The sequence below is a fragment of the Streptomyces capitiformicae genome (assembly GCF_002214185.1).
Classification (GTDB): Bacteria; Actinomycetota; Actinomycetes; order Streptomycetales; family Streptomycetaceae; genus Streptomyces; species Streptomyces capitiformicae.
In genome coordinates, this window is record NZ_CP022161.1 from 5,210,324 (window position 1) to 5,230,858 (window position 20,535).

A 20,535-nucleotide genomic window follows, 5' to 3' on the forward strand; every position below is an offset into this window, starting at 1 on the left:
GGATGAAATGCGTTGTTTTATTCTGTTTTATTCCGTCGGGGCAGCCCTTAGTGCCCCAGTCCGGCGCCTCCGTCGACCGGGATCACGGCGCCGCGTACATAACCGGCACCCGCCAGGAACGCCACCGCGTCGGCGACCTCGTCGGGGTGGGCCGGCCGTCCGGCCGGGGTCTGCCGCAGCAGCTCTTGGCGCTGCTCCTCGGTGAGCGCACGGGTCATGTCCGTCTCGATCAGGCCGGGCGCCACCACATTGCAGGTGATGTCCCGGGGGCCGAGCTCCTGGGTCAGTGACCGTGCGAAGCCGACCAGCCCTGCCTTCGCCGCCGCGTAGTTGGTCTGCCCGGGGGCGCCGTGCAGTGCTGATGTGGAGGAGATCAGCACGATACGGCCATGGCGTTCCCGGAGCATTCCGCGCACCGCGCGCTGGGCGACGCGGAAGGCCCCGGTGAGGTTGGTGTCGATGACGGAGGTGAAGTCCGCCTCGCTCATCCGTACCAGCAGCCGGTCCTGGGTGGTGCCCGCGTTGGCGACCAGGACGGTGACCGGACCGTGGGCCGACTCGGCCTCCTTGAAGGCCTGGTCCACCTGCTGACCGTCCGTCACATCGCACCGCACGGAAAGAAAACCCTCGTCGCCGGGTGGCGCCTCACTGCGGTAGGTCACCGTGACCAGGTCCCCGGCCGCCACGAAGCGGCGGGCTATGGCCAGCCCGATCCCTCTGTTTCCCCCGGTCACCAGGACCGAGCGGGGCGTTGCCTGAGTCATCGTGCCATCCCTTCCTTTCCTTTCTTGCCGTGCCCTGTCGTGCTGTGCTGTCGGCGTCTGCCGGATCCGGTTCCTCCCCCGCGGGCTCCTGCGGCCACAGAACCCTGCGGTGCCTTCCGCGGACCCGTACGCGCAGCCCCACGACACAGACGGCGAGCGCGGCGAAGGCGAGTACGGCGAGCCAGAAGTGGGCTACGTACATGGCGTCGAGGAAGGCGCGGTTGGCATTTTCCGCGAGTTGCGGCAGTCGCAGCGAACGGGCCAGTGAGCGTGCCGCCTCGGCTGAGGTCCGGGCCGCCTCCGCGGACCTGGGCGGCAGCCGGGACAACTCGTCGGGCAGGGCGGCACCGGCCATCCGCTCCCGGTACACCCCGGAGAGGATCGTGCCGGCCATCGCCACCCCGAGCGTGCCGCCCACCTGCGGCGTGACACTGCTGACCGCTGATCCGGCGCCCGTGAGATACTGCGGCACTCTGCTCATCATCGCGGCCGTGAGCGGCGTACCGATCAGCCCCATGCCGGCCCCCTGCGCCCCCATCAACGTGACGATGACCGCGGTCGGCGTCCGCTCGTCGAACCACAGGTAGCAGATGTATGTGACGCCCATGGCCAGCATTCCGGCTGCGACCGCCCACCGGGCCGACAGCAGCCTGCTCGCCATGGGCGAGGCCTGACTGCCGAGGACGATGCCGACCGCGGGGGCGATCATCACGGTTCCGGCCTGCAGGGGAGAGAAACCGCGGGGCCCCTGGAGATAGAAGGCCAGAGCGAACAGATGCCCGCTCAGCGTCATGAACGCGAGCAGCAGCACCACACACCCAGCCGTGAATCCAGGCAGCCGGAACAGCCGCAGATCCAGGCTGGGGGCAGGGGATGTGCGTTGGACGCCCACGAAGAGGGCGAGCAGCGCCCCGCCCACCGCTACAGGGAGCAGGACGTGCGGCCCGTACCAGGTCTCCTGGTTGCCGATCTCGATGATTCCGTAGACCAGACCGCTCAGCCCGAGCACCGCCAGGGCCATCCCCCGCAGGTCGAGCACCTGACGCCGGGCACCACCCAGCTTCGGTACGACGGCCGCCACCCCGGCCAGACACACGGCGACGATCGGCACATTGACCAGGAACACCGAGCCCCACCAGAAGTTGCTGAGCAGTGCCCCGCCCGCCAGCGGGCCGACGGCCACGCCGAGGCCGCTGGACAAGCTCCAGATCGCGATCGCCCGGGTGCGTTTCTCCTCCGGGGTGCTCTGCAGGATGATCGTCAGTGTCGCGGGCATCAGCAGCGCGCTGCCCGCGCCCATGAAGGCGCGCGCCACGACGAGCCAGGCCGGGCTGCCGGCGAACGCACCGGCGCCGGAGGCGGCGCCGAACAGCGCCAGACCGGCGAGAAGGGTGGTCCGGGGGCCGAAACGGTCGGCCAGCGCGCCGCCGGCGAGGAGTGTACTGGCGAGGATCAGGGTGTATGCGCTGGAGATCCACTCCAGTTCGCCGGGGGTCGCGCCCAGGCCCCTGACCGGGTCCGCCAGGGTCGTGGCGGCGACATTGAGGATCGAGGTGTCCAGCCAGATCAGCATCTGGGCGCAGACCACGACCAGAAGGATGGCCCAGGGCCGGGACGGGGCGGACTTGCCCGCTGTCCTGCGCACGTCGCTCACACCGCTCACCGGACGCCCGCGTTGTCTCCATGGTCCCCGTATCCGCGCAGCGCCCGGTCGACCAGCGCGTCGGCCGCGCCCGTGTAGCGGGCCGGGTCGAGTAGTTCCGACAGCTCGGCGGGGGTGAAACAGGCCGACAGTTCGGGGTGGCCGGACAGCACCTCGCCGATCGTCCGCCCCGTGTCGGCCGCCTCGACCGAGGCCGCGGTCAGCAGCTTCTTCGCCCGCGCCTTGCCGAGCACCGGGGCGAGGGCCACCGCCAGCCGCTCGGTGACGAGGGCGCCGCCAGTCAGTTTGAGGTTGGCCCGCATCCGGTCCGGGTGGACGATCAGCCCCTCGGCGAGTTCGACGGCGGTGTGCGCGGCCCCGCCCGCCAGCCGCAGTGCCTCCCGCAGCGGCTGCCACTCGGCGTGCCACGCTCCGGCGGGCCGCTCGTCCTCGGCCAGCAGGCACTGGGCCAGGACGAGGGCATGGGCGGGGACCTGGCGGGCGGCCGCCACGATCAGTGTGGCGAGCGCGGGGTTCCGCTTCTGCGGCATGGCGGAGGAGGCTCCGCGCCCGGCGGCCGCCGGCTCGGACACCTCACCGATCTCGGTCCGGGACAGCGTCTGCACATCGAGCGCGAACTTCCCGAGCGCTCCGGTGACCAGCTGGAGCACCGCCCCCAGCTCGGCGACCGGCGTACGTACGGTGTGCCAGGGCAGCACCGGCTCGGTCAGCCCCAGCGCCTTGGCGAACGGCCCCAGCAGCTCCACCCCGCTGCTGTCACAGGCCCGGCCGCCGCCCTCCCCGCGGTCGAGGGCCGCGTACTCGCGGTACGCGGCGAGCGTCCCGGCCGCGCCTCCGAGCTGGGCCGGGAGAGCGGACGCGACCGAGCGGACCCGGACCAGGGCGTCGGCGACCAGCCGCAGCCAGCCCGCCGCCTTCAGGCCGAAGGTGGTGGGCACCGCGTGCTGGGCCAGGGTGCGCCCGGCCAGGACGGTGTGGCGATGTGCGTCGGCCAGTGCGGCCAGGGCGGCGGCGGTGCGGTCCAGATCGGCGGCGATCAGGCCGAGCACCCGGCGGGCCACCAGCATGGCCGCCGAATCGAGAATGTCCTGACTGGTCGACCCCCGGTGCACATACTCCGCCGCGGCCGGATCCTTGGCGGCCACCACCTCCATGAAGGCGCTCACCAGCGGCACGACAGGGTTGGCCGAGCCCCGGGCCGCGTGGGACAGGGCGACCAGGTCCAGCCGTTCCACATCGGCGGCCGAGGCGATCGCCTTCACCGCGGCGGCCGGCGTCAGTCCGACCGCGTGCTGGGCGCGGGCGAGCGCCACCTCGGCGTCGAGCATGGCCTGCAGCCAGGCCTCGTCGGTCACCGCGGCCGCCGCGGGTGTACCCGCCCAGGTGGGGGCGAGCAGGCCCGCGTCGGTGCCCACGGACATCGCGTTCACACTCATCGACTCCCTGTGCCTGATATCTGACGCAGCGCCGCCCGCGCGATCGCGTCCGAGTCCTCCAGCGTCACCGAGCCGACACCCGGCCTGATGCCGACCGCCGTCACCCAGCGCACGCCCTCCGCCGGTACCCCGAAGGCGAACCGGCGAGGGTGCTCCCGGCCCGTCGCGTCCAACAACCGGGGCGGACCGTCGGTCACCGCCAGCCCGCCCGGCTCGTATCCGTCCAGCCGGTACGGGCCGCACCCTCCGGCGGCGAGCAGCCCCCGCAGCAGCGGACTGGTGCTGCGCCGCAGATCGACGGCGGGCAGCCGGGCCTCGACGAGCGCGTCGACCCGCACCGGGGGTGCGCTCACCAGCTCCGCGTCCACGAGGAATCCCCCCTCCGGCGCCGAGGGCCGTACTCGCATCCCGGGGCCCAGGACGTGCAACACCTCCGCCTCGATCAGCGCGATCAGCTGCTCGATGCGGAAGGCGGGCGGTCCGATGGAGGTGAAGGCGTTCAACGGGGTGTACCAGCCGTCGAGTTCGGCACGGTAGGAGTCCCCCGAGACGCCGCCGTGGTCGACGACCAGCCGGATCTCGTTGCGCAGGTCCCGCAGGGCGTCCAGGGCCGCCTTCAGCGGGCCGTTCACATTGCCCAGCCGCGCCTCGACGACATCCCGCCGCAGATACTCCAGCAGCCAGTGCCGGAAGTCGTCCCGGTCGGCGAAGTCCCGCTCGCCGTACGGCCGTTCGATGCGCTGCCAGTCCCACCGCTCGGCCGGTGGTACGGCGTACCGGTCGAGCAGGTCCGCCTCGGGGACGCGGCCGGCGAGACACGACCGTACGAACTCCTCGGCGGCCACAGGGCCTTGGGCGGCCCGGATCCAGGCCTCGTAGTACACCGTCCGGACCTCGCGGTCGATCAGCGGCCAGAGGTCGCGGCGGAAGCCGATCGGTCGTTGCCGCAGCCCGGCGATGACCTTCGGGGTCAGGAACCGTGGCTCGTGGCGGCCGAGCGCGCCCTTCTCGTTCTCACCCCGGGCGTGATACGGCACACCTCGCCGCGAACCGGCGTACAGCACCGGCTCGTTGCCGCTCGGGAGGTACACGAGACCGCACTGGCCCTCCTTGAACGTGCCGCCGCGGCCCTCGGTGAGCAGCGCCAGGCAGTCGAAGAAGTTCAGCCCCAGCCCGCGCAGGGCGACCTGGGCGCCCGGCGCGATCCCGCTCAGGTCGGCGTCGGCCGGGTTGGCGGGTGCCACGTACGTGAGGCCGTGCCGGTCGGCGAAGGAGCGCAGCTCGCGCTCCGCCGGGCTCGGCGTCAGGGCACCGTGACCGAGGGCCAGCACGACCGCGTCCAGCCCGGTCAGCGGAGAACCCTCAGCCAACGTCACCGTCTGCCGGCCGTCCGTGGGGTCGTCGTCGAGTGCGATCGCGGTCGTCCGGTGCGTGTGGACCGTGAACCGCGGCGGGACGGTGTCCAAGAGGTGCCGGAAGACCCACTCCAGGTAGTGGCCGTGGAAAGCGCGGGTCGGGTAGGTGTCCGGGCCGAGCCGCCGCGCCTCCTCCAGGACCCAGGCCGGAAGGTCCGGGTCGATGGCCTCGTCGCGGACCGCGCACGCCCACTCGTACAGGCTGGGCCCCGGCACCGACGGGCCCGCGCAGTCCACGCTGTCGTCGGTGAACAGGGTCACCTGGGAGGCGACCGTGTTCATCAGCAGCTCGCCGGGCTGGTCGGTACGCCACACCGCGCCGGCGCCGGGCGGGTACGGGTCGACGAGGTGGACCACGACCCGCCGCCCGGCGACCTCCTCGGCGTTGGCAAGGATCCGCTCCAGCACCGAGAGGCCGCGCGGGCCGGCGCCGATCACACAGAGAGTGAGAGCGTCACCGGGGTCGGTCATTCCTGGCCCAGCCCGTCGCGCCAGCTCGGCCTCGTCGGCTTCCAGCCCAGTGCCGCGCGGGCCCGGTCGTTGGCCGCGCCGTGGGCGGACGTGAGCTGATGGGCCATGAACCAGCCCAGCAGCCGGGGCGCGAGCGCCGCCGGGATCGTACGGGGCGACGGACCGGCCAGCACACGGGCGAGATGCGGCAGCCACTGCGCCGCCGGAGCCGGGTCGTCGTCCGTCACGTGGAACACCCCCGTGGCGTCCGACTCGACGGCGGCCACGGCCGCCCCCACGGCGTCCTCCACATGCAGGAACGACATGATGCCGGCCCCGCCCCCGGGCAGCGGGAGCTGCCCGGCCGCCACGAACTGCGCTGCCGAGCCGGTACGGGCGTACGCGGTGTGCGGGCCGTACAGCGTGCCGTACCGCAGGACCACGCCCGCGAGGTCGCTGCTCGTGACCAGCCGCTCCAGTTCGGCGACGGCCCGTACGGTCGAGGCCCAGCCGGGGTCGGGGGCGTCCACGTACAGCGGCGAGTCCTCGTCGAGGACCGGCTCTCCGGCCGGGGCGGCGGCGAACGCGATGGACTGGGCGACCAGCCGCCGCGCACCGGCCGCCCGGGCCGCCTCGATCAGGTGGGCGGTGCCCTCGGTGCGCAGCCGCGCCGTACGGGCGAACGCCTCCGGTGGGTCGTCGCCCAGCAGCCGCAGCGCCGACATCTGGTGGACGACCACCTCGGGACGGGCGGCCGACACCGCCGACAGCAGGGCCTCACGATCGAGGGCGTCGGCGACCACCACCTCGTCCGCCTCGGGCGCCCGCCCCTGCGCCCCCTGACGCACCAGCGCGCTCACTTCGTGGCCCCGCGCCCTGAGCGCGCCCACCAGCGGATGCCCGACCACTCCGGTGGCCCCGGCGACAAGTACACGCAACGTTCAGTCCTCCTCACCCGCGGCCACCGGCGGGGCGACCCGCATCAGTAGCCGGCATTCCTTGTCGCCGTCCCGCAGACAGCTCTCGGCCCGGTTCTCCGTCAGCGTCACGCCGAGACCCTCCGACCAGCCCGCGTGGATGTCGGTGCACGGACACCGGTAGCCCTCCAGGGAACCGGCCATCCGGACCATGGTGATCGCGAAGTTCCGCCTCAGCGTGAGCACGATCAGGTCGTCGTCCTCGACCTCGGTGGAGGCGTTGCGCAGCTCCGGCGGGAACATCCGGTCGCCGCAGTCGTCGTACCGGCGGCGCAGCCCCTCCAGGTCCTTGCGGACGTCACCGGTGTCGGGGAGCGGCCCGGCCCGGCGGCCCACCCGCTGACCCACATGCAGGGCGACCTTGCGCAGCGCCTCGGCGTTGATCTCGTTCGCGACGTCCTGCCCGAACCGCGCGGCCACGCCCTGGTACCAGTTGGCGTCGTGCTGCCACCACAGGCGGTACGCCTCACTCGCCCGGGCACGGTGGTTGACGGTGTCGGCGTCGGTGTTCGTGCTCATACGTGGTGCTCCTTGGCGGCGACGACGACATCGGCCGCGTCGGCGGCGAAACGGTCGCGCATCACTCGTTTGAGAACCTTGCCGGTGGCGCCCTTGGCCACGTCGTCGGGCTTCATCCGCAGGGCCCTCGCCACGGGCGGGAAACCGGCGTCCGTCAGCGCGGAGTTGACGCGCGCGGTCCACTCCTCGTCGTCACCGGCGCCCTCCTCCTGGGCCAGCTGGAGCAGCACGTACGCGTCGGCCACCCCGTCCCCGTCCCAGTCGGCCCGTACGCCGTCCGGGGCGACCCCGACGACCGTGCAGTCGGCGAGTCCGGGCAACTCGGCCAGGAGCAATTCCTCGGTACGGGTGCTGAAGACGATGCCGGCGCGGGTGCGGATGGCGTCCGGGGCCCGGTCGAGGTGGTAGAAGTTCCCGTCCTCGTCCTGACGGGCGAGGTCGCCGGTGAGCCAGTAGCCGCCGAGCCGCATCCGGTTCCAGGTCAGCGAGTCGTTCCAGTAACCCGGCGTGAGGGTCGGGGACTTGAAGCCCAGGCGCCCGATCTCGCCGGGCGGCAGCGGGGTGCCGTCCTCCGCGAGCACGGCGGCCTCGGCGAAGCTGATCGGCTTGCCGACACAGCGCGAGTACGCCGAAGTGTCCTTGGTGTGCCGGTTGTGGAAGACGGAGTAGCCCGCCTCGGACGAACCGAGCCCGTCCACGAAGACCGAGCCCTCGACACGCGTCCGGCTGAGGTCCCGGCGGACCTCGATACGGCTCCCGTGCTGGACCAGTGCCCGGATGTGCGCCTCGTGCGCCGCGTCCCCGGTGTTGAACCACACCTGCACACTGGACAGATCACGGGCGCTCAAGTCCTCGGCCGCCATCTCGCCGAAGGTCCCGGCGAAGGCCAGCACGGTCGTCGGCCGGAACTCCTCGATGCCGTCCAGCACATCGGTGCCACGCTGGCTGGAGAGCAGCTTGATGTCGGTGCGCAGCAGCAGGCAGTACAGCAGCGTCGCCACCATCGCGTTGTGCGCGCCCGGCAGCCCCACCAGCGTGCGCTCCATGTCGGTGCCGGTGGAGTAGCGCAACCGGTGCAACTGCGCGTACATCAGCGTCCGATGGGTGTGCGGCACTCCCTTCGGCATGCCGGTGGTGCCGGAGGAGTGGGAGATGAGGACCGGGTCGGTGGGATCGTGCCGGTACGGGTACGCCGCCGGGAGGGACGCGCGGTGCTCGGGCCGGATGTCGGCGGCGGTCACACAGAACCCGAGCCCCGAGCCCTCCAGCACGTCGTGGTGCGTCGCGTCCGTGAAGGCGCCCACCGCGCCCTGCCGCCGTACGTACTCACGGGCGATCTCGGGGGAGAGGTTGCCGTTGACGAACGACGGGATCGCGCCGAGGGAGGTCAGCGCCAGGAAGTTCACGGCGAACTCGGCGCTGGAGTACGAGTGGATGGCGACGGGATCGCGGGGCCGTACGCCGTGCGCCGCGTACCAGCCCGCGTACGTCTCGACCACCTCGTACAACTGCCCGAGCGTCAGCACCTCGGGGTGGCTGCCGTCCGGCGCCGGCCAGGTGCCGTCGGTGCGCAGCACGGGCTCGTCGAGCGCGCGGCCGTACGCCTTGAGGCGGGCCAGGACGTTGCCGGCGCCGAGTTCGGTGTCGGAGCAGATCCGCGCCCGCTCCTGCCTACTGATGAGCATGGGTGTCGGTCTCGTTTCTTTCGCGGAGGGCGTGGGTGAGGACGAAGGGGCCAAGCGTGTGACTTCCGCCGTCGCGCAGCAGCCGGTCGTGCGTGGCGACCAGGTCGAAGAGGCCCTCCACACTTCCGGGATGCCCGTCGATTCGCGCGGCCCCTTCGGCCGACCTGACCGTCACCGGGGTGTCGGCGCCGGGGCGGCCGAGCAGCACCGCCGCCGCCAGGGCCGCGGCCTCCGGGAGGTCCGGGACCGGGCGGCCGCTCTCCTCGACGAGGTCCCGGTACGCGGCAGCCAGCCGCTCGCCGCCGCCCAGTTCGATGCCGACCACCAGGACCCGGTCCAGCTCGGGGTCCTCCAGGAGCAGGTCCGCCATCGCCAGCAGCTCGGTCACCGGGTCGTCGAGGGTGGAGAGGCTGAACATCTGCCCCGTGATCCCGAACTCCCGGCTCATGTGCCCCAGCACGGAGTTGGCGGTGGCCTGCATGAACAGCAGCGGGTTGTGCACCCGGCCGGAGACCACCCGCCGGCTCGCCAGATCCGCGGTGGTGGTGTCGCCCATCAGGCTCGCCAGCGCCACGGCCGTACGGGAGCCGTCCCCCGGGCACTCGGTCAGACACCGTGCGGCCACCTCGTACGCCAGCGGGCTGAACGCCGACTCCACGAAGCCGGGAAGCCTCGGCAGCGCGATGTCGCCGTCGTCGCCGGTGCCGTGGGTGGCGGTGGTGGCGGTGAGGATGCCGAGGGGGGAGCGAAGAGCCGCTTTCTCGGCCGGCAGGGTCTTTCCGGTCGTGGTCACGGCCGCTCCAGGACGAGTGCGGTGTTGGCGCCCCCGAAGGCGGCGTTGATGGTGAGGGCCCGGCGGAGGTCGGCCCGGCGGGGCTCGTTCGGCACGTAGTCCAGGTCGCACTCCGGGTCCGGCGTGGTGAAGCCGGCGGTCGGCGGGAGTACGCCGTCCATGAGGGCCAGCATCGTGATCACGAACTCCACGACGCCCGCCGCCTCCAGCAGGTGCCCGGTGGTGCTCTTGGTGGAGCTGACCGGTATCGCCTCGGCCCGCTCGGGGAAGGCGGCCCGCAGCCCCCGGGTCTCGGCACCGTCGTTGTACTTGGTGCCGGTGCCGTGGGCGTTGACATAGCCGAGGGTCGCCCCGTCCGGATCACCGGCGAGCCGCAGCGCCTGTCGTGCCGCGCGGGTCAGACCGACACCCTCCGGATGCGGCTGGGCGATGTGGTGCGCGTCCGTGGCCGCGCCCCAGCCGACGATGCTCGTCAGCGGGCGGGCACCGCGTCGCCGGGCGTGCTCGGCGGACTCCAGTACGACGGCCGCGACCCCGTCGCCGAGCAGCAGCCCGCTGCGGTCGGCACTGAACGGCCGCACCATGCCGTCCTTGGACAGCGCCCGCCCGGAGTCGAACTTGCCGAATGTCTCCTCCTCCACCAGATAGCCTCCGGCGCAGACCGCCATGTCGACGCGGCCGGAGGAGATCAGCCGACAGGCGTGGATGATCGCGGCGGCGGAGGCGACACAGGCGTTGGTGAAGGTCAGCCGGGGCCCGGTCAGCCCCAGCCCTCCGGCCAGCAACTCGGCGAGCCGCGCGGGCACGGCGTCCGCGAGCCGGTCCACCGCCCCGTCCGGCACGCCTGTCCCGGATTCGGCCGTCCCGGATTCGGCTGCGTTCCGCCAGTACCGCGTGATGCTCGTGCAGTCACCGGCGATGCCCAGCAGCACCGCCGCCTCCGAGCCCCGGGGCAGATCCGCCATGTCGAGAGCGTCCGCCCCGCACTCGGCGAGCGCGTGGCGCAGGGCCCAGTCCTCGACGGCGTCGGGGCCGTCCGGGGCCACACCGGCCATCGGCGTACGGTACGGGCCGGTGTCGAACCTTGTGGTGGGGGCGAACGAGGGGACACCCGCGAAGACTCCCCGCCGCAGGGCTTCGGCACCCGTGCCGAACGCGGTGCGCACGCCGAACCCGGTCACCGTCACCTCACCGGTCAACGGGCCCACCCCCCTCCGCGGCCTCCGGCCGGGCGGCGCTCAGGAACTCGGTGAGCCGACGGAGCGAGGTGAGCTGCGCGATGTCGTCGTCGCCGGGCTCCACGACCAGGCCGTACCGCTCCTCCACCACATGCAGCAGCCACACCAACCCGAGGGAGTCCAGGACCAGTTCGGCGTCCTCGCCGAGGTCGTCGGGCACACCGGGGAAGATCTTGCGGTCCGACAGCAGCTCCCGGACGGTGTCGGTCGTGATGACGGTCGGCGCGGAGGCTTCCGCGCTCATGCCTTGGCACCACGTCGAACGACCTCGGCGACCAGCCCGCCGAGGGTCAGGGAGGCCAGCGGCTCGATATCGGTGTCCGGTATCTCCACCCCGAACCGCGACTCCAGCCGCAGCGTGAGCTCGATCAGCGACAACGAGTCCACTTCCAGCCCGCCGACGGTCACCGGGCTGTCGTCCGTGATGCCGTCGCGGCTGGTCAGGATGTTCATCTCGTCGATGACCGCGTTGAGAACGAACTCACGGATCTCGTCTTCCAGGGTTGACGTACTCATGATCAAGTCTCCAGTAACTGTTTTCAGTGAGGGCCGAGTCGAGCGCTCTGCAAGGGCGCGGTTCACCCGGTGGAACAGGTACGCAGCGTCGTCGCCTCGCGCACGAGCTTCCCGTTCGACGTACGAGGCAAGGCCTCCAACAGCCGAACCACCCGAGGCAGCTTGTAATCGGCCAACCGCTCCCGGCACCAGCGCAGCAACTCCTCGGCGGAAGGGGCCGGTTCGACCCCGCCGGTCAGGGCCACATACGCCTCGGTCACGCCCTCGTGGACGAGTACCGCCTGCTCGACCGCCGGATGCTCACGCAGCACATGCTCGACCTCGGTGAGGTCGACCTTGAGGCCGCCGATCACGACGAGGGAGTCGGCCCGGCCCCGCACGGTGACGGTGCCGTCGACGTCCACGGTGGCCCGGTCCCTGGTGTGCAGCCAGCCGTCCGCGTACTGGCCGCCGCCCGAGTCGTAGAGGTACGGCGACTCGGCCAGCGCCACGTCCAACTCGCCCGTGCGCTCCCGTACGACGACACCGGGCGCGGCAGGACCGATGGCCGGCCGGGGCAGTGTGCCGCTCGCGTCCATGGCGACCACACCGGTCTCGGTGGTGCCGTAGGACTCGCCGACCGGCACGCCGTACGTCTCGGCGAAGCGCGCGGCGACCTCGGGGGGCATAAGCTCACCGCCCGACACGGCGACCCGCAGATCGGGCAGCGCGGGGGGATCGATCGCGGCGGCGAGCAGCTCGTAGTGCATCGGCACCCCGAACAGGGTGGTGATCCGGTGTTCCACCGCGGTCCGCAGGATGTCCCGGGCTGTGACCCGCGGCGCGAAGACCACGGAGACACCGGCCACGAGTGAGTGCAGCAGCCCGGCGATCAGGCCGAAGCTGTGGGCGGTCGAGCTGAGCAGCAGCAGTCGGTCGCCCTCGCCCGGCATACCGGGGATCGCGGCGAACCGCTCCACCTCCTCGGCCAGCGACCGGGCCGTCCTGCCGATCACCTTCGGCCGCCCGGTGGACCCCGAGCTGAACTGGACCAGCCGGTGCGCGGTGGCGGCGGGGCGCCCGCCCCTGCGCACCTCGGTGGTGACCTCGTACTCGGGCCGGAAACCGAACGCCGCCCGGACGTTCGTACCGGCCCCGACCATGAACTGCGGCCGGCAGACGGCGGAGAGCGCCTCCACCTCGGCCGGTTTCAGCCGGAAGTCGAACAGCAGCACCTGCGCGCCCAGCTGCCACAGCGCGAGCAGCACCTCGACCTGGGTGAAGCTGGGCGGGGTCCGCAGGCCCACCGTGCTGCCGGCCCCGATGCCGTACCCGGCGAACACGGCAGCCTGCTTGGCCACCCGTTCCCGCAACTCGCCCCGGGTGACGGTCTCCTGCTGGTGCGTGAGATAGGGAAGCCCGTCGTCCCGGGCGTCGAACAGCCGCTGGACGAGGGAGCCCATCCCGTCGTCATCCACGAGCTGAACCATGAGGTCTCAGACCTCCTTGCAGAACTCGCCGATGGGCAGGCCCACATGGCGCTTGTCCTGGGCCAGATAGCCGAGCAGCTCGTCGCCGGTCTGCAGTTCGGTGACGTTGAGGACCTTGCCGCCCGGGCCGAGCACCCGTACGTGCCAGTCGTCCTGCACGGTCAGGCTGACCAGCCGCCCGTCCTCGGCATGGGTGCGGATCTCGAGGAGCGGCCGCGACTCCAGCTTGGCCCGCCCGACCACCACGCGCCGGGTGCGGCCGTCGGCGCCGACCGCCAGCAGCGCGCTGCCGGAGCCGACCTCGCTGAGGTAGTTGGTCCGGTTGTCGGGGCCCAGCGTGTACGAGTGCAGGGCGCCGGCGTTGACCCGGAACGGCCGGGTCGGCATGTACGGCAGCGGGTGGGTCTCGCTGCAGCAGAGCACGAACCCGGAGGAGTACGAGCCGACGAGGATGCCCTCGTCCTCCTCGAAGTGCGAGCAGGTGTCCACACAGACCCTGTCGCCGAGCCCGACATGCCGGATGCTCTCCACGGTCAGGGTCGACAGCTCCAGCTGGGGCGTTGTCGCCTCCAGCAGCCGGGCCAGAGCGAAGACGTCGTCGGCGCTCCGGGGCGTGAACAGGATGCCGTCGGAGCCGCGTTCGAGGACGTCGAAGACGATGGACGCCTCTTCCAGGTCACTGACGACGGTCACCAGCTTGCCCTCGGCCGACTCGGCCGCCGCGAGCACGATCTCCAGCGGGATCTTGGTCGGGTCCGCGAAGTGGATGACCGTGTACGGCAACGCCATCGCGCCCGCGCAGGACAGCTGGAGCGTCCGGTCGTCGCGTACGTCGACGAAGCCGGCAGCCGGTGTGCCGCTCGCGGCGCGGTTCTCCGCGGCGAGGGCGTCCAGCTCGTCCTGGGTGGTGAACTTCCGCAGCAGGACGTCGATTCCGCTGTCGGACTTGGCCTCCTTGGAGCCTGCGGAGTCCTTCGCCTCCTTGGAGCTCCCGGCGTCCTTCGTCTCCTTGTCTCCCTTCTTCGCGGAGGCCGTGGTCGGCCCGCCCGGAACCAGCACCCGGGTCACGGTCGGCGGCAGCGTCCCGAGCAACTCGGCGTCGGCGGAGACCACTCCGGTCATCCGGGCGTGGACGGCCGCGTCCACCACCGCCTGGAGCTGCGGACGGGGGACTTCACGGAGATCGATCCACGCGAACCTCATGCGACACCTGCCACGATCGTCGAGTAATGGGTATTGGGGGTATTCGGGGTGCTGGGGGCATGGGAGGTCATGCTGATGCCGTCAGCGCCCCTGTCACCGCCATGGACGACCGCGGCGAGCCGGGACACCAGGGCGGCGGGGGAGGGGGACGAGAAGACCCGGCGGCCGACGGCCAGGCCCCGGCAGCCGGAGGCCATCACGGCGGTGCCGTACTCGATGAGGTCGGAGCCGTCCGGAGGCCCGCCCGCGGCAAGGACGGGGATGGGGCTGTGGGCCACCACCTCGGCCATCCGGTCGAGCGGCAGGGCCACGGAGGTCTTCACCATGTCGGCGCCCAGGTCGGCCGCGACGTTCACGATGTGCGCGAGCAGGGCGGGGTCGTGCGGGTTCTCGATGCGGGGCCCGCGCGGGTAGACCATCGCGATCAGCGGCATGCCCCAGCGGTCACAGGACCGGGCCACCGCCCCCAGGTCGGCGAGCTGCCGCCCCTCGGTGTCCGAGCCGATGTTCACATGGACGCTGACCGCGTCCGCGCCGAGCGCCACCGCCTCCTCGACATCGCCGACCAGCACCTTGGCGTCGACATCGAGGGAACAGGCCGTACTGGCGCTCAGATGCACGACCAGTGCGCAGCCCTTGAGGAGTTCGGGTCCGAGGGCGCGGGCCCGCCCTTTGTGGACGATGATCCCGTCGGCCCCGCCCGCCACCAGCGCTCTCAACAGCTCTTCCCATTGTCCCGGAGCAGTCACCGGGCCATCGGAAACACTGTGGTCGAGTGGTATGAGCAAGTGCCGGTCATCGCCGGTCAGGGAAAGTCTTCTTAAACGCAATGGCTTGCCAGTCTTCATCATGGGCAAAAAGCCTTCCCGGGCTGGAGACCGCATTTTCCATGTCCGAAAAACGATGGTCATAGAACTTTCAAGTTCTGCCGAACGTCAGCATTTCGTGGGTGATCGCCAGTTGGCAAGTCGTGATCGGAGGTAAATTTTTATGTGGAGGTTTGTATTATTATTGACAGCACTTCGATAGGAAGTCCAGGGTTGACGGCATCGCCCAGGTGGTATTCGTGGGTTGTTATGCGGCAAGTGCCGAGGAGGTGGATGTGGTGCGCTCTAGGTATATTTCGAGAGATATGCCGGATCTGTGCTCACTCATAGCCGCATCACACGCTTTATTTAGGTTGGACTGCACAAGACAGGCGCGAAAGAGTGGCTTAATCCTTCCGTGCGCGCACGCACCGTCCGTCCGATTCGTTGGACGCGACACTTTCTCGTGTAAATCGAATTTCCCCGCCCAAGGTGACAGGGACACTCCGGTTCGTGTTACATGCGTGGCCGTCCCCCTCTGGTCCCGGACCATTCCTGTCCGGGCGTACCGGAAGTGAGCCCCCCCATGCCCGAATCCCCGTCCAAGACCGTCAGTGAGGCCGTCGGCCCCAGATCGGCCGCCTTGACCTCACCGCCGGCGGAGCAGACCAAGGCGTCGAAGGTCGCCGTGGCGAGTCTGATCGGCACGACCATCGAGTACTACGACTTCGCCGTGTACGGCACGGCCTCCGCGCTCGTCCTCGGCCCCGCCTTCTTCCCCTCCGGCAACGCCACGGTCTCCTCCCTCGCCGCGTTCCTCACCTTCGCCGCGGCCTTCGTCTCCCGCCCCGTCGGCGTCGCGCTCTTCGGGACGATCGGCGACCGGCTGGGCCGCCGGAACGCCCTCGTCGCCTCCCTGCTGCTGATGGGTGTGGCCACGGTCGGCGTCGGCCTGCTGCCGACCTACGAGACCGCCGGACTCCTCGCCCCCGTAATGCTTGTGACGCTCCGTCTGCTGCAGGGCGTCAGCATGGGCGGCGAGTGGGGCGGGGCGGTACTCCTCGCCGCCGAGCACGCCCCACCCGGACGCCGGGCGTTGTACGCCGCCATCCCCAACGTCGGTCCTTCGCTCGGCTTCCTGCTGTCCAGCGCGGTCATCCTGCCGACCCTCAACTTCGCCGGGCGGGACGGGTTCACCGAGTGGGCGTGGCGGCTTCCGTTCCTGCTCAGCACGGTGCTCGTGGTGGTCGGGCTGTGGGTGCGTACGACCGTGTCGGAGTCGCCGGTGTTCAGCGCGGAGGCCCGCCGCGAGACGCGGGCGCCGGCCCCGGCGTCCCGCTTTCCGCTCGGAACACTCATCGCGCGGCATCCCGGGCGGCTGCTGCTCGGTACCGGTGCGGCGATCGGTGGGTCGGCCGTGTACTACCTGACGATCGTCTACAGCCTCTCGTACGGGCCGAAGGCGCTCGGGATCCCGCAGAACACGATGCTCACCGCGGCGAGTGTCGGGGCGGCGGCCGGGATCGCCGTCACGCTGCCGGCCGCGCGGCTCGCCGATCGGGTCGGGCGGCGACCGGTGATGCTTGCGGGGGCCGTGGGAAGTGTGGTGTGGGCCGTGCCCATGTACGCGTCCCTCGGTACCGGGAACGGCCTCGTCATCACCGGGGCCTATACGGTCGGGCTCATGCTGCTGGCCCTGATGTTCTCGCCGGCGGCGGCGTTTCTCGCCGAGCTGTTTCCGGCGCGGCTTCGCTACACCGGGGCTTCGGCGGCGTTCATTCTCGCCAACACGCTGGGTGGCGGTTTCGCGCCGCTTGTCGCCACGTGGCTCAACAGCCAGTGGTCTTCGCCGCTGGTGCTCGGTTTCTACACGGGTGGTTTGTGTTTGGTGAGCCTGCTGTGCCTGATGGCTCTGCCGGAAACCCGCGAGGGCGAGTTCGCCGACTAAGGGCTTCTCGCCCCCGCCGCCCCTACCCGTCCCATCCCCAGGGGCGCTGCCCCTTCGACCCCAAGTGCGGGTGGGTGGGGGCTTGTCGCAACCCAACACAACGGTCACGGACAAACGCGCCCAGGGGGTCTGGGGGCGGCAGCCCCCAGGGATGGGACGGGTAGGGGCGGCGGGGGCGAGAAACAACCCAGGTCAGGCCGAGGCCGGGGGATACAGGGAGCGGGGTAGCTGTGAAGCCGCCGCCGCGTCCAGGAGCCACAGGGTTCGCGACCGGCCGTACGCCCCGGCGGCCGGCGCCTGGATCTCCCCCGCACCGGACAACGCGATGGCCGCAGCCCCCGCCTTGTCCGACCCGGCCGCGAGCAACCACACCTCACGAGCCGCCCGAATCGCCGGCAACGTCAACGTCACCCGAGTCGGCGGCGGCTTGGGCGCACCATGCACACCCACGACCGTCCGCTCGACCTCCCGCACCGCGGGCAACTCGGGGAAGAGCGAGGCCACATGGGTGTCCGGCCCGACCCCCAGCATCAGCACATCGAACGTCGGCACCGACCCGTGGTTCTCCGGCCCCGCGGCCCGCGCCAACTCCTCCGCGTACGCCGCGGCCGCCGCGTCGACATCAGCACCCCACGGCCCGTCCGAGGCCGGCATCGCATGCACCCGCTTCGGATCCACCGGCACCGAGTCGAGCAACGCCTCCCGGGCCTGGGTGACATTGCGCTCGGGGTCACCCTCGGGCAGGAACCGCTCGTCGCCCCACCACAGGTCCAGCCGACCCCAGTCGATGGCGTCCCGGGCGGGCGCGGCGGCCAGCGCGGCGAGCAGGCCGTTGCCGTTGCGGCCGCCGGTGAGGACCACCGAGGCGTAGCCGCGCGAGGCCTGCGCGTCCACGACCTTGGTGATCAGCCGGGCCGCCGCGGCCTGCGCCATCAGCTCCTTGTCGTGGTGCACGACCAACTGCGGGGTACTCACTGCTGCGTGTCCGCCTTCTTCACCGCCGGCATCTGCGCCGGAGTCGGCCGATCCACATCGCCACCGTCACCCGCCGAACCCGAACCCGAACCCGCGGTCAAGGCCGAACCCGAACCCGAACCCGCGGTCAAGGCCGAACCCGCCGGAGCCAAGGCAAGCGCCGACGTCGGAGCCGGAGCCGTGGAGGTCTCAGCCGCCGCAGTCGCAGCCGCCGGCACCCCCGCCGACGACCCGCCCCCCAGCCGATCCACCCCGAACCGCAGCGCGGAAGCGTACGTGTCGTCCGGATCCAGCCGGCGCAGCTCCTCCGCCATCAGCTCGGACGTCTCGCGGCGCTTGAGCGCCACCGCCCGGTCCGGCTGGTCCTCCAGCGTGAGGAGGGCGAGCCCCCCGGCGGGCCGGTACAGCCGGATGGGCCCGGTGCTGGTCAGCATCCGTACCTCGGTGAGGCCGGGCCCGGCCGACACCCCGCGCCGTACGTGGACATGGAGCCGGTCCGCCAGCCACATGGCGAGCAGCTCGACGCTCGGGTTGTACTGCTCGCCCTGCACCTCCGCGGAGATGACCTCGCAGTCCACCTGGTCGAGCGCGGCGGCCAGCATGGAGCGCCAGGGGGTGATCCGGGTCCAGGCGAGATCCGTGTCGCCGGGCTCGTAGTTGTCGGCGCGGGTCCGCAGCTCGTCGATGGGCTTCTCGGCGGCGTAGCTGTCGGTGACCCGGCGCTGGGCGAGCGCGCCCAGCGGGTCGCGGGCCGGGTCGAGGGGCGCGTTGACCGGCCACCACACCACGACCGGCGCGTCCGGCAGCAGCAGCGGCAGGACCACCGACTGGGCGTGGTCGGCGACCTCGCCGTAGAGCCGGAGGATGATCGTCTCGCCGGTGCCCGCGTCCGCGCCCACCTGCACCTCGGCGTCGAGGCGGGACTTCGTACGGTCGCGGGGCGAGCGGGAGACGCGCTTGATGACCACGAGTGTGCGCGAGGGGTGCTCGCGGGAGGCGTCGTTCGCGGCCTTGAGCGCGTCGTACGCGTTCTCCTCGTCCGTCACGATGACCAGCGTCAGCACCATGCCGACGGCCGGGGTACCGATCGCCCGGCGGCCCTTGACGAGCGCCTTGTTGATCTTGCTGGCCGTGGTGTCCGTGAGGTCTATCTTCATGGCCGGCGCCAGCTCCGTCCGTCTCGTTCGAGCATCTCGTCCGCCTCGACGGGACCCCAGGTGCCCGCCTGGTACTGCGCGGGCCTGCCGTGCTTGTCCCAGTACTCCTCGATCGGGTCGAGGATCTTCCAGGACAGCTCGACCTCCTCGGTGCGCGGGAAGAGGTTCGAGTCGCCGAGCAGCACGTCGAGGATCAGTCGCTCGTACGCCTCGGGCGAGGACTCCGTGAAGGACTCGCCGTAGGCGAAGTCCATGGACACGTCCCGGATCTCCATCGACGTGCCGGGGACCTTCGAACCGAAGCGGACTGTCACGCCCTCGTCCGGCTGGACGCGGATGACGATCGCGTTCTGGCCCAGCTCCTCGGTGGCGGTCGAGTCGAACGGGGAGTGCGGGGCGCGCTGGAAGACCACCGCGATCTCCGTCACCCGGCGCCCGAGGCGCTTGCCCGTCCGCAGATAGAAGGGGACGCCCGCCCAGCGGCGGTTGTCGACCTCGACCTTGATCGCCGCGTAGGTGTCGGTCTTCGACTTGCGGTCGATGCCGTCCTCTTCGAGGTAGCCGATGACCTTCGCGCCGCCCTGCCAGCCGGCCGCGTACTGTGCGAACACGGTGTCCCGGCCGAGATCCTTCGGCAGCTTCACCGCGCCGAGGACCTTGGTCTTCTCGGCGGCGAGCGCGTCCGCGTCGAAGGAGGCGGGCTCCTCCATCGCGGTCAGGGCCATCAGCTGGAGCAGGTGGTTCTGGATGACGTCACGGGCCGCGCCGATGCCGTCGTAGTAACCCGCGCGACCGCCGATACCGATGTCCTCGGCCATCGTGATCTGCACATGGTCGACGAAGGACCGGCTCCAGATCGGCTCGAACATCGTGTTGGCGAAGCGGAGCGCCAGGATGTTCTGGACGGTCTCCTTGCCCAGGTAGTGGTCGATGCGGAAGACCTGGTCCGGGGCGAAGACCTCGTGGACCACCTTGTTGAGGTCCTCCGCGGACTCCAGGTTGTGGCCGAACGGCTTCTCGATGACCGCGCGCCGCCAGGAGCCGCTCGACTGGTCGGCCAGACCGTGCTTCTTCAGCTGCTGGATGACGACCGGGAACGCGGACGGCGGCACGGAGAGGTAGAAGGCGAAGTTGCCGCCTGTGCCCTGCGCCTTGTCCAGCTCCTGGATGGTGTCGCGCAGCCGCTCGAACGAGGCGTCGTCGTCGAAGGTGCCCTGCACGAAACGCATGCCCTGGATGAGCTGCTGCCAGACCTCCTCGCGGAAGGGGGTGCGGGCGTGCTCCTTGACCGCGTCGTGGACCTCCTGCGCGAAGTCCTCGTGCTCCCACTCACGGCGGGCGAAGCCGACGAGCGAGAAGCCCGGCGGCAGCAGTCCGCGGTTGGCGAGGTCGTACACGGCAGGCATCAGCTTTTTACGTGACAGATCGCCTGTGACGCCGAAGATGACCAGGCCCGACGGCCCCGCGATACGCGGGAGCCGTCGGTCCGCGGCGTCACGCAGCGGATTGCTGCTCGACAAG

At 71.2% G+C, this 20,535-nt stretch carries 18 protein-coding genes; 1 reads left to right on the forward strand and 17 read right to left on the reverse strand.

Annotation, left to right across the window (positions count from 1 at the left end; translation table 11 throughout):
- Nucleotides 1-47 precede the first annotated feature (47 nt).
- The 14 genes from fabG to CES90_RS23270 form a co-directional block, all read right to left on the reverse strand.
- The gene (fabG, locus tag CES90_RS23205) at nt 48-764 is read right to left on the reverse strand and encodes a 3-oxoacyl-ACP reductase FabG (RefSeq protein WP_189783636.1); all 717 of its coding nucleotides are present in this window, start codon (nt 762-764) and stop codon (nt 48-50) included.
- Nucleotides 646-2,418: an MFS transporter gene (locus CES90_RS23210; protein ID WP_229913899.1), complete on the reverse strand. Its 1,773-nt coding sequence runs from the start codon at nt 2,416-2,418 to the stop codon at nt 646-648. Before CES90_RS23210 ends, fabG begins: the two co-directional genes overlap by 119 nt.
- 5 nt (nt 2,419-2,423) lie before the next feature.
- Nucleotides 2,424-3,863 carry a class-II fumarase/aspartase family protein gene (locus tag CES90_RS23215; RefSeq protein WP_189783637.1) on the reverse strand — a complete coding sequence of 480 codons (1,440 nt, stop codon included), beginning with the start codon at nt 3,861-3,863 and terminating at the stop codon, nt 2,424-2,426.
- Nucleotides 3,860-5,749 carry an FAD/NAD(P)-binding protein gene (locus CES90_RS23220; protein ID WP_189783638.1) on the reverse strand — a complete coding sequence of 630 codons (1,890 nt, stop codon included), beginning with the start codon at nt 5,747-5,749 and terminating at the stop codon, nt 3,860-3,862. Before CES90_RS23220 ends, CES90_RS23215 begins: the two co-directional genes overlap by 4 nt.
- Complete coding sequence (locus CES90_RS23225) at nt 5,746-6,666, reverse strand: NAD-dependent epimerase/dehydratase family protein (RefSeq protein WP_189783639.1); 921 nt, start codon at nt 6,664-6,666, stop codon at nt 5,746-5,748. Before CES90_RS23225 ends, CES90_RS23220 begins: the two co-directional genes overlap by 4 nt.
- 3 nt (nt 6,667-6,669) lie before the next feature.
- A complete protein-coding gene (locus CES90_RS23230) occupies nt 6,670-7,224 on the reverse strand; it encodes a hypothetical protein (RefSeq protein WP_189783640.1) in 555 nt (184 codons plus the stop codon).
- Complete coding sequence (locus tag CES90_RS23235) at nt 7,221-8,909, reverse strand: class I adenylate-forming enzyme family protein (protein WP_189783641.1); 1,689 nt, start codon at nt 8,907-8,909, stop codon at nt 7,221-7,223. The genes CES90_RS23230 and CES90_RS23235 overlap by 4 nt, the downstream gene beginning before the upstream one ends.
- Nucleotides 8,896-9,702, reverse strand: coding sequence for a hypothetical protein (locus tag CES90_RS23240; protein WP_229913900.1), 807 nt, complete (start codon nt 9,700-9,702; stop codon nt 8,896-8,898). The genes CES90_RS23235 and CES90_RS23240 overlap by 14 nt, the downstream gene beginning before the upstream one ends.
- Entirely contained in the window at nt 9,699-10,901 is a 1,203-nt protein-coding gene (locus tag CES90_RS23245; RefSeq protein ID WP_189783642.1) for a beta-ketoacyl-[acyl-carrier-protein] synthase family protein, read from the reverse strand. Before CES90_RS23245 ends, CES90_RS23240 begins: the two co-directional genes overlap by 4 nt.
- Nucleotides 10,891-11,184 (reverse strand): acyl carrier protein, encoded by a 294-nt coding sequence (locus CES90_RS23250; RefSeq protein WP_189783643.1) that lies wholly within the window; start codon nt 11,182-11,184, stop codon nt 10,891-10,893. Before CES90_RS23250 ends, CES90_RS23245 begins: the two co-directional genes overlap by 11 nt.
- Nucleotides 11,181-11,456: an acyl carrier protein gene (locus CES90_RS23255; protein WP_189783644.1), complete on the reverse strand. Its 276-nt coding sequence runs from the start codon at nt 11,454-11,456 to the stop codon at nt 11,181-11,183. The genes CES90_RS23250 and CES90_RS23255 overlap by 4 nt, the downstream gene beginning before the upstream one ends.
- A gap of 62 nt (nt 11,457-11,518) precedes the next feature.
- Nucleotides 11,519-12,925: a class I adenylate-forming enzyme family protein gene (locus CES90_RS23260; protein WP_208921444.1), complete on the reverse strand. Its 1,407-nt coding sequence runs from the start codon at nt 12,923-12,925 to the stop codon at nt 11,519-11,521.
- A 6-nt stretch (nt 12,926-12,931) separates the two neighbouring features.
- Nucleotides 12,932-14,128 (reverse strand): 3-dehydroquinate synthase II family protein, encoded by a 1,197-nt coding sequence (locus CES90_RS23265; protein ID WP_189783645.1) that lies wholly within the window; start codon nt 14,126-14,128, stop codon nt 12,932-12,934.
- On the reverse strand, nt 14,125-14,979 hold the full coding sequence (locus CES90_RS23270; protein ID WP_189783646.1) for a class I fructose-bisphosphate aldolase family protein: 855 nt from the start codon (nt 14,977-14,979) through the stop codon (nt 14,125-14,127). The genes CES90_RS23265 and CES90_RS23270 overlap by 4 nt, the downstream gene beginning before the upstream one ends.
- Nucleotides 14,980-15,520: 541 nt before the next feature.
- Between CES90_RS23270 and CES90_RS23275 the strand changes: the two genes are divergently transcribed.
- Nucleotides 15,521-16,882 (forward strand): MFS transporter, encoded by a 1,362-nt coding sequence (locus CES90_RS23275; RefSeq protein WP_189783647.1) that lies wholly within the window; start codon nt 15,521-15,523, stop codon nt 16,880-16,882.
- 192 nt (nt 16,883-17,074) lie between these two features.
- Here CES90_RS23275 and pgl read toward each other — a convergent pair whose 3' ends face one another.
- From pgl to zwf, 3 genes are read right to left on the reverse strand one after another with little or no spacing between them, the layout of a single operon-like run.
- Nucleotides 17,075-17,857: a 6-phosphogluconolactonase gene (gene pgl, locus CES90_RS23280; protein WP_189783648.1), complete on the reverse strand. Its 783-nt coding sequence runs from the start codon at nt 17,855-17,857 to the stop codon at nt 17,075-17,077.
- The gene (gene opcA, locus CES90_RS23285) at nt 17,854-19,014 is read right to left on the reverse strand and encodes a glucose-6-phosphate dehydrogenase assembly protein OpcA (RefSeq protein ID WP_189783649.1); all 1,161 of its coding nucleotides are present in this window, start codon (nt 19,012-19,014) and stop codon (nt 17,854-17,856) included. The genes pgl and opcA overlap by 4 nt, the downstream gene beginning before the upstream one ends.
- Nucleotides 19,011-20,534, reverse strand: coding sequence for a glucose-6-phosphate dehydrogenase (gene zwf, locus CES90_RS23290; RefSeq protein ID WP_189783650.1), 1,524 nt, complete (start codon nt 20,532-20,534; stop codon nt 19,011-19,013). The genes opcA and zwf overlap by 4 nt, the downstream gene beginning before the upstream one ends.
- Between the last annotated feature and the right edge of the window lies 1 nt (nt 20,535).

Excerpts from the sequence above, each read along its gene's own strand:
- CES90_RS23270 (WP_189783646.1), bottom strand. The coding sequence starts at position 14,979 with ATGATGAAGACTGGCAAGCCATTGCGTTTAAGAAGACTTTCCCTGACC.
- CES90_RS23215 (WP_189783637.1), bottom strand. The coding sequence starts at position 3,863 with ATGAGTGTGAACGCGATGTCCGTGGGCACCGACGCGGGCCTGCTCGCC.
- CES90_RS23265 (WP_189783645.1), bottom strand. The coding sequence starts at position 14,128 with ATGAGGTTCGCGTGGATCGATCTCCGTGAAGTCCCCCGTCCGCAGCTC.
- opcA (WP_189783649.1), bottom strand. The coding sequence starts at position 19,014 with ATGAAGATAGACCTCACGGACACCACGGCCAGCAAGATCAACAAGGCG.
- CES90_RS23275 (WP_189783647.1), top strand. The coding sequence starts at position 15,521 with ATGCCCGAATCCCCGTCCAAGACCGTCAGTGAGGCCGTCGGCCCCAGA.
- CES90_RS23220 (WP_189783638.1), bottom strand. The coding sequence starts at position 5,749 with ATGACCGACCCCGGTGACGCTCTCACTCTCTGTGTGATCGGCGCCGGC.
- CES90_RS23260 (WP_208921444.1), bottom strand. The coding sequence starts at position 12,925 with ATGGTTCAGCTCGTGGATGACGACGGGATGGGCTCCCTCGTCCAGCGG.
- CES90_RS23235 (WP_189783641.1), bottom strand. The coding sequence starts at position 8,909 with ATGCTCATCAGTAGGCAGGAGCGGGCGCGGATCTGCTCCGACACCGAA.
- fabG (WP_189783636.1), bottom strand. The coding sequence starts at position 764 with ATGACTCAGGCAACGCCCCGCTCGGTCCTGGTGACCGGGGGAAACAGA.
- CES90_RS23230 (WP_189783640.1), bottom strand. The coding sequence starts at position 7,224 with ATGAGCACGAACACCGACGCCGACACCGTCAACCACCGTGCCCGGGCG.
- CES90_RS23255 (WP_189783644.1), bottom strand. The coding sequence starts at position 11,456 with ATGAGTACGTCAACCCTGGAAGACGAGATCCGTGAGTTCGTTCTCAAC.
- CES90_RS23250 (WP_189783643.1), bottom strand. The coding sequence starts at position 11,184 with ATGAGCGCGGAAGCCTCCGCGCCGACCGTCATCACGACCGACACCGTC.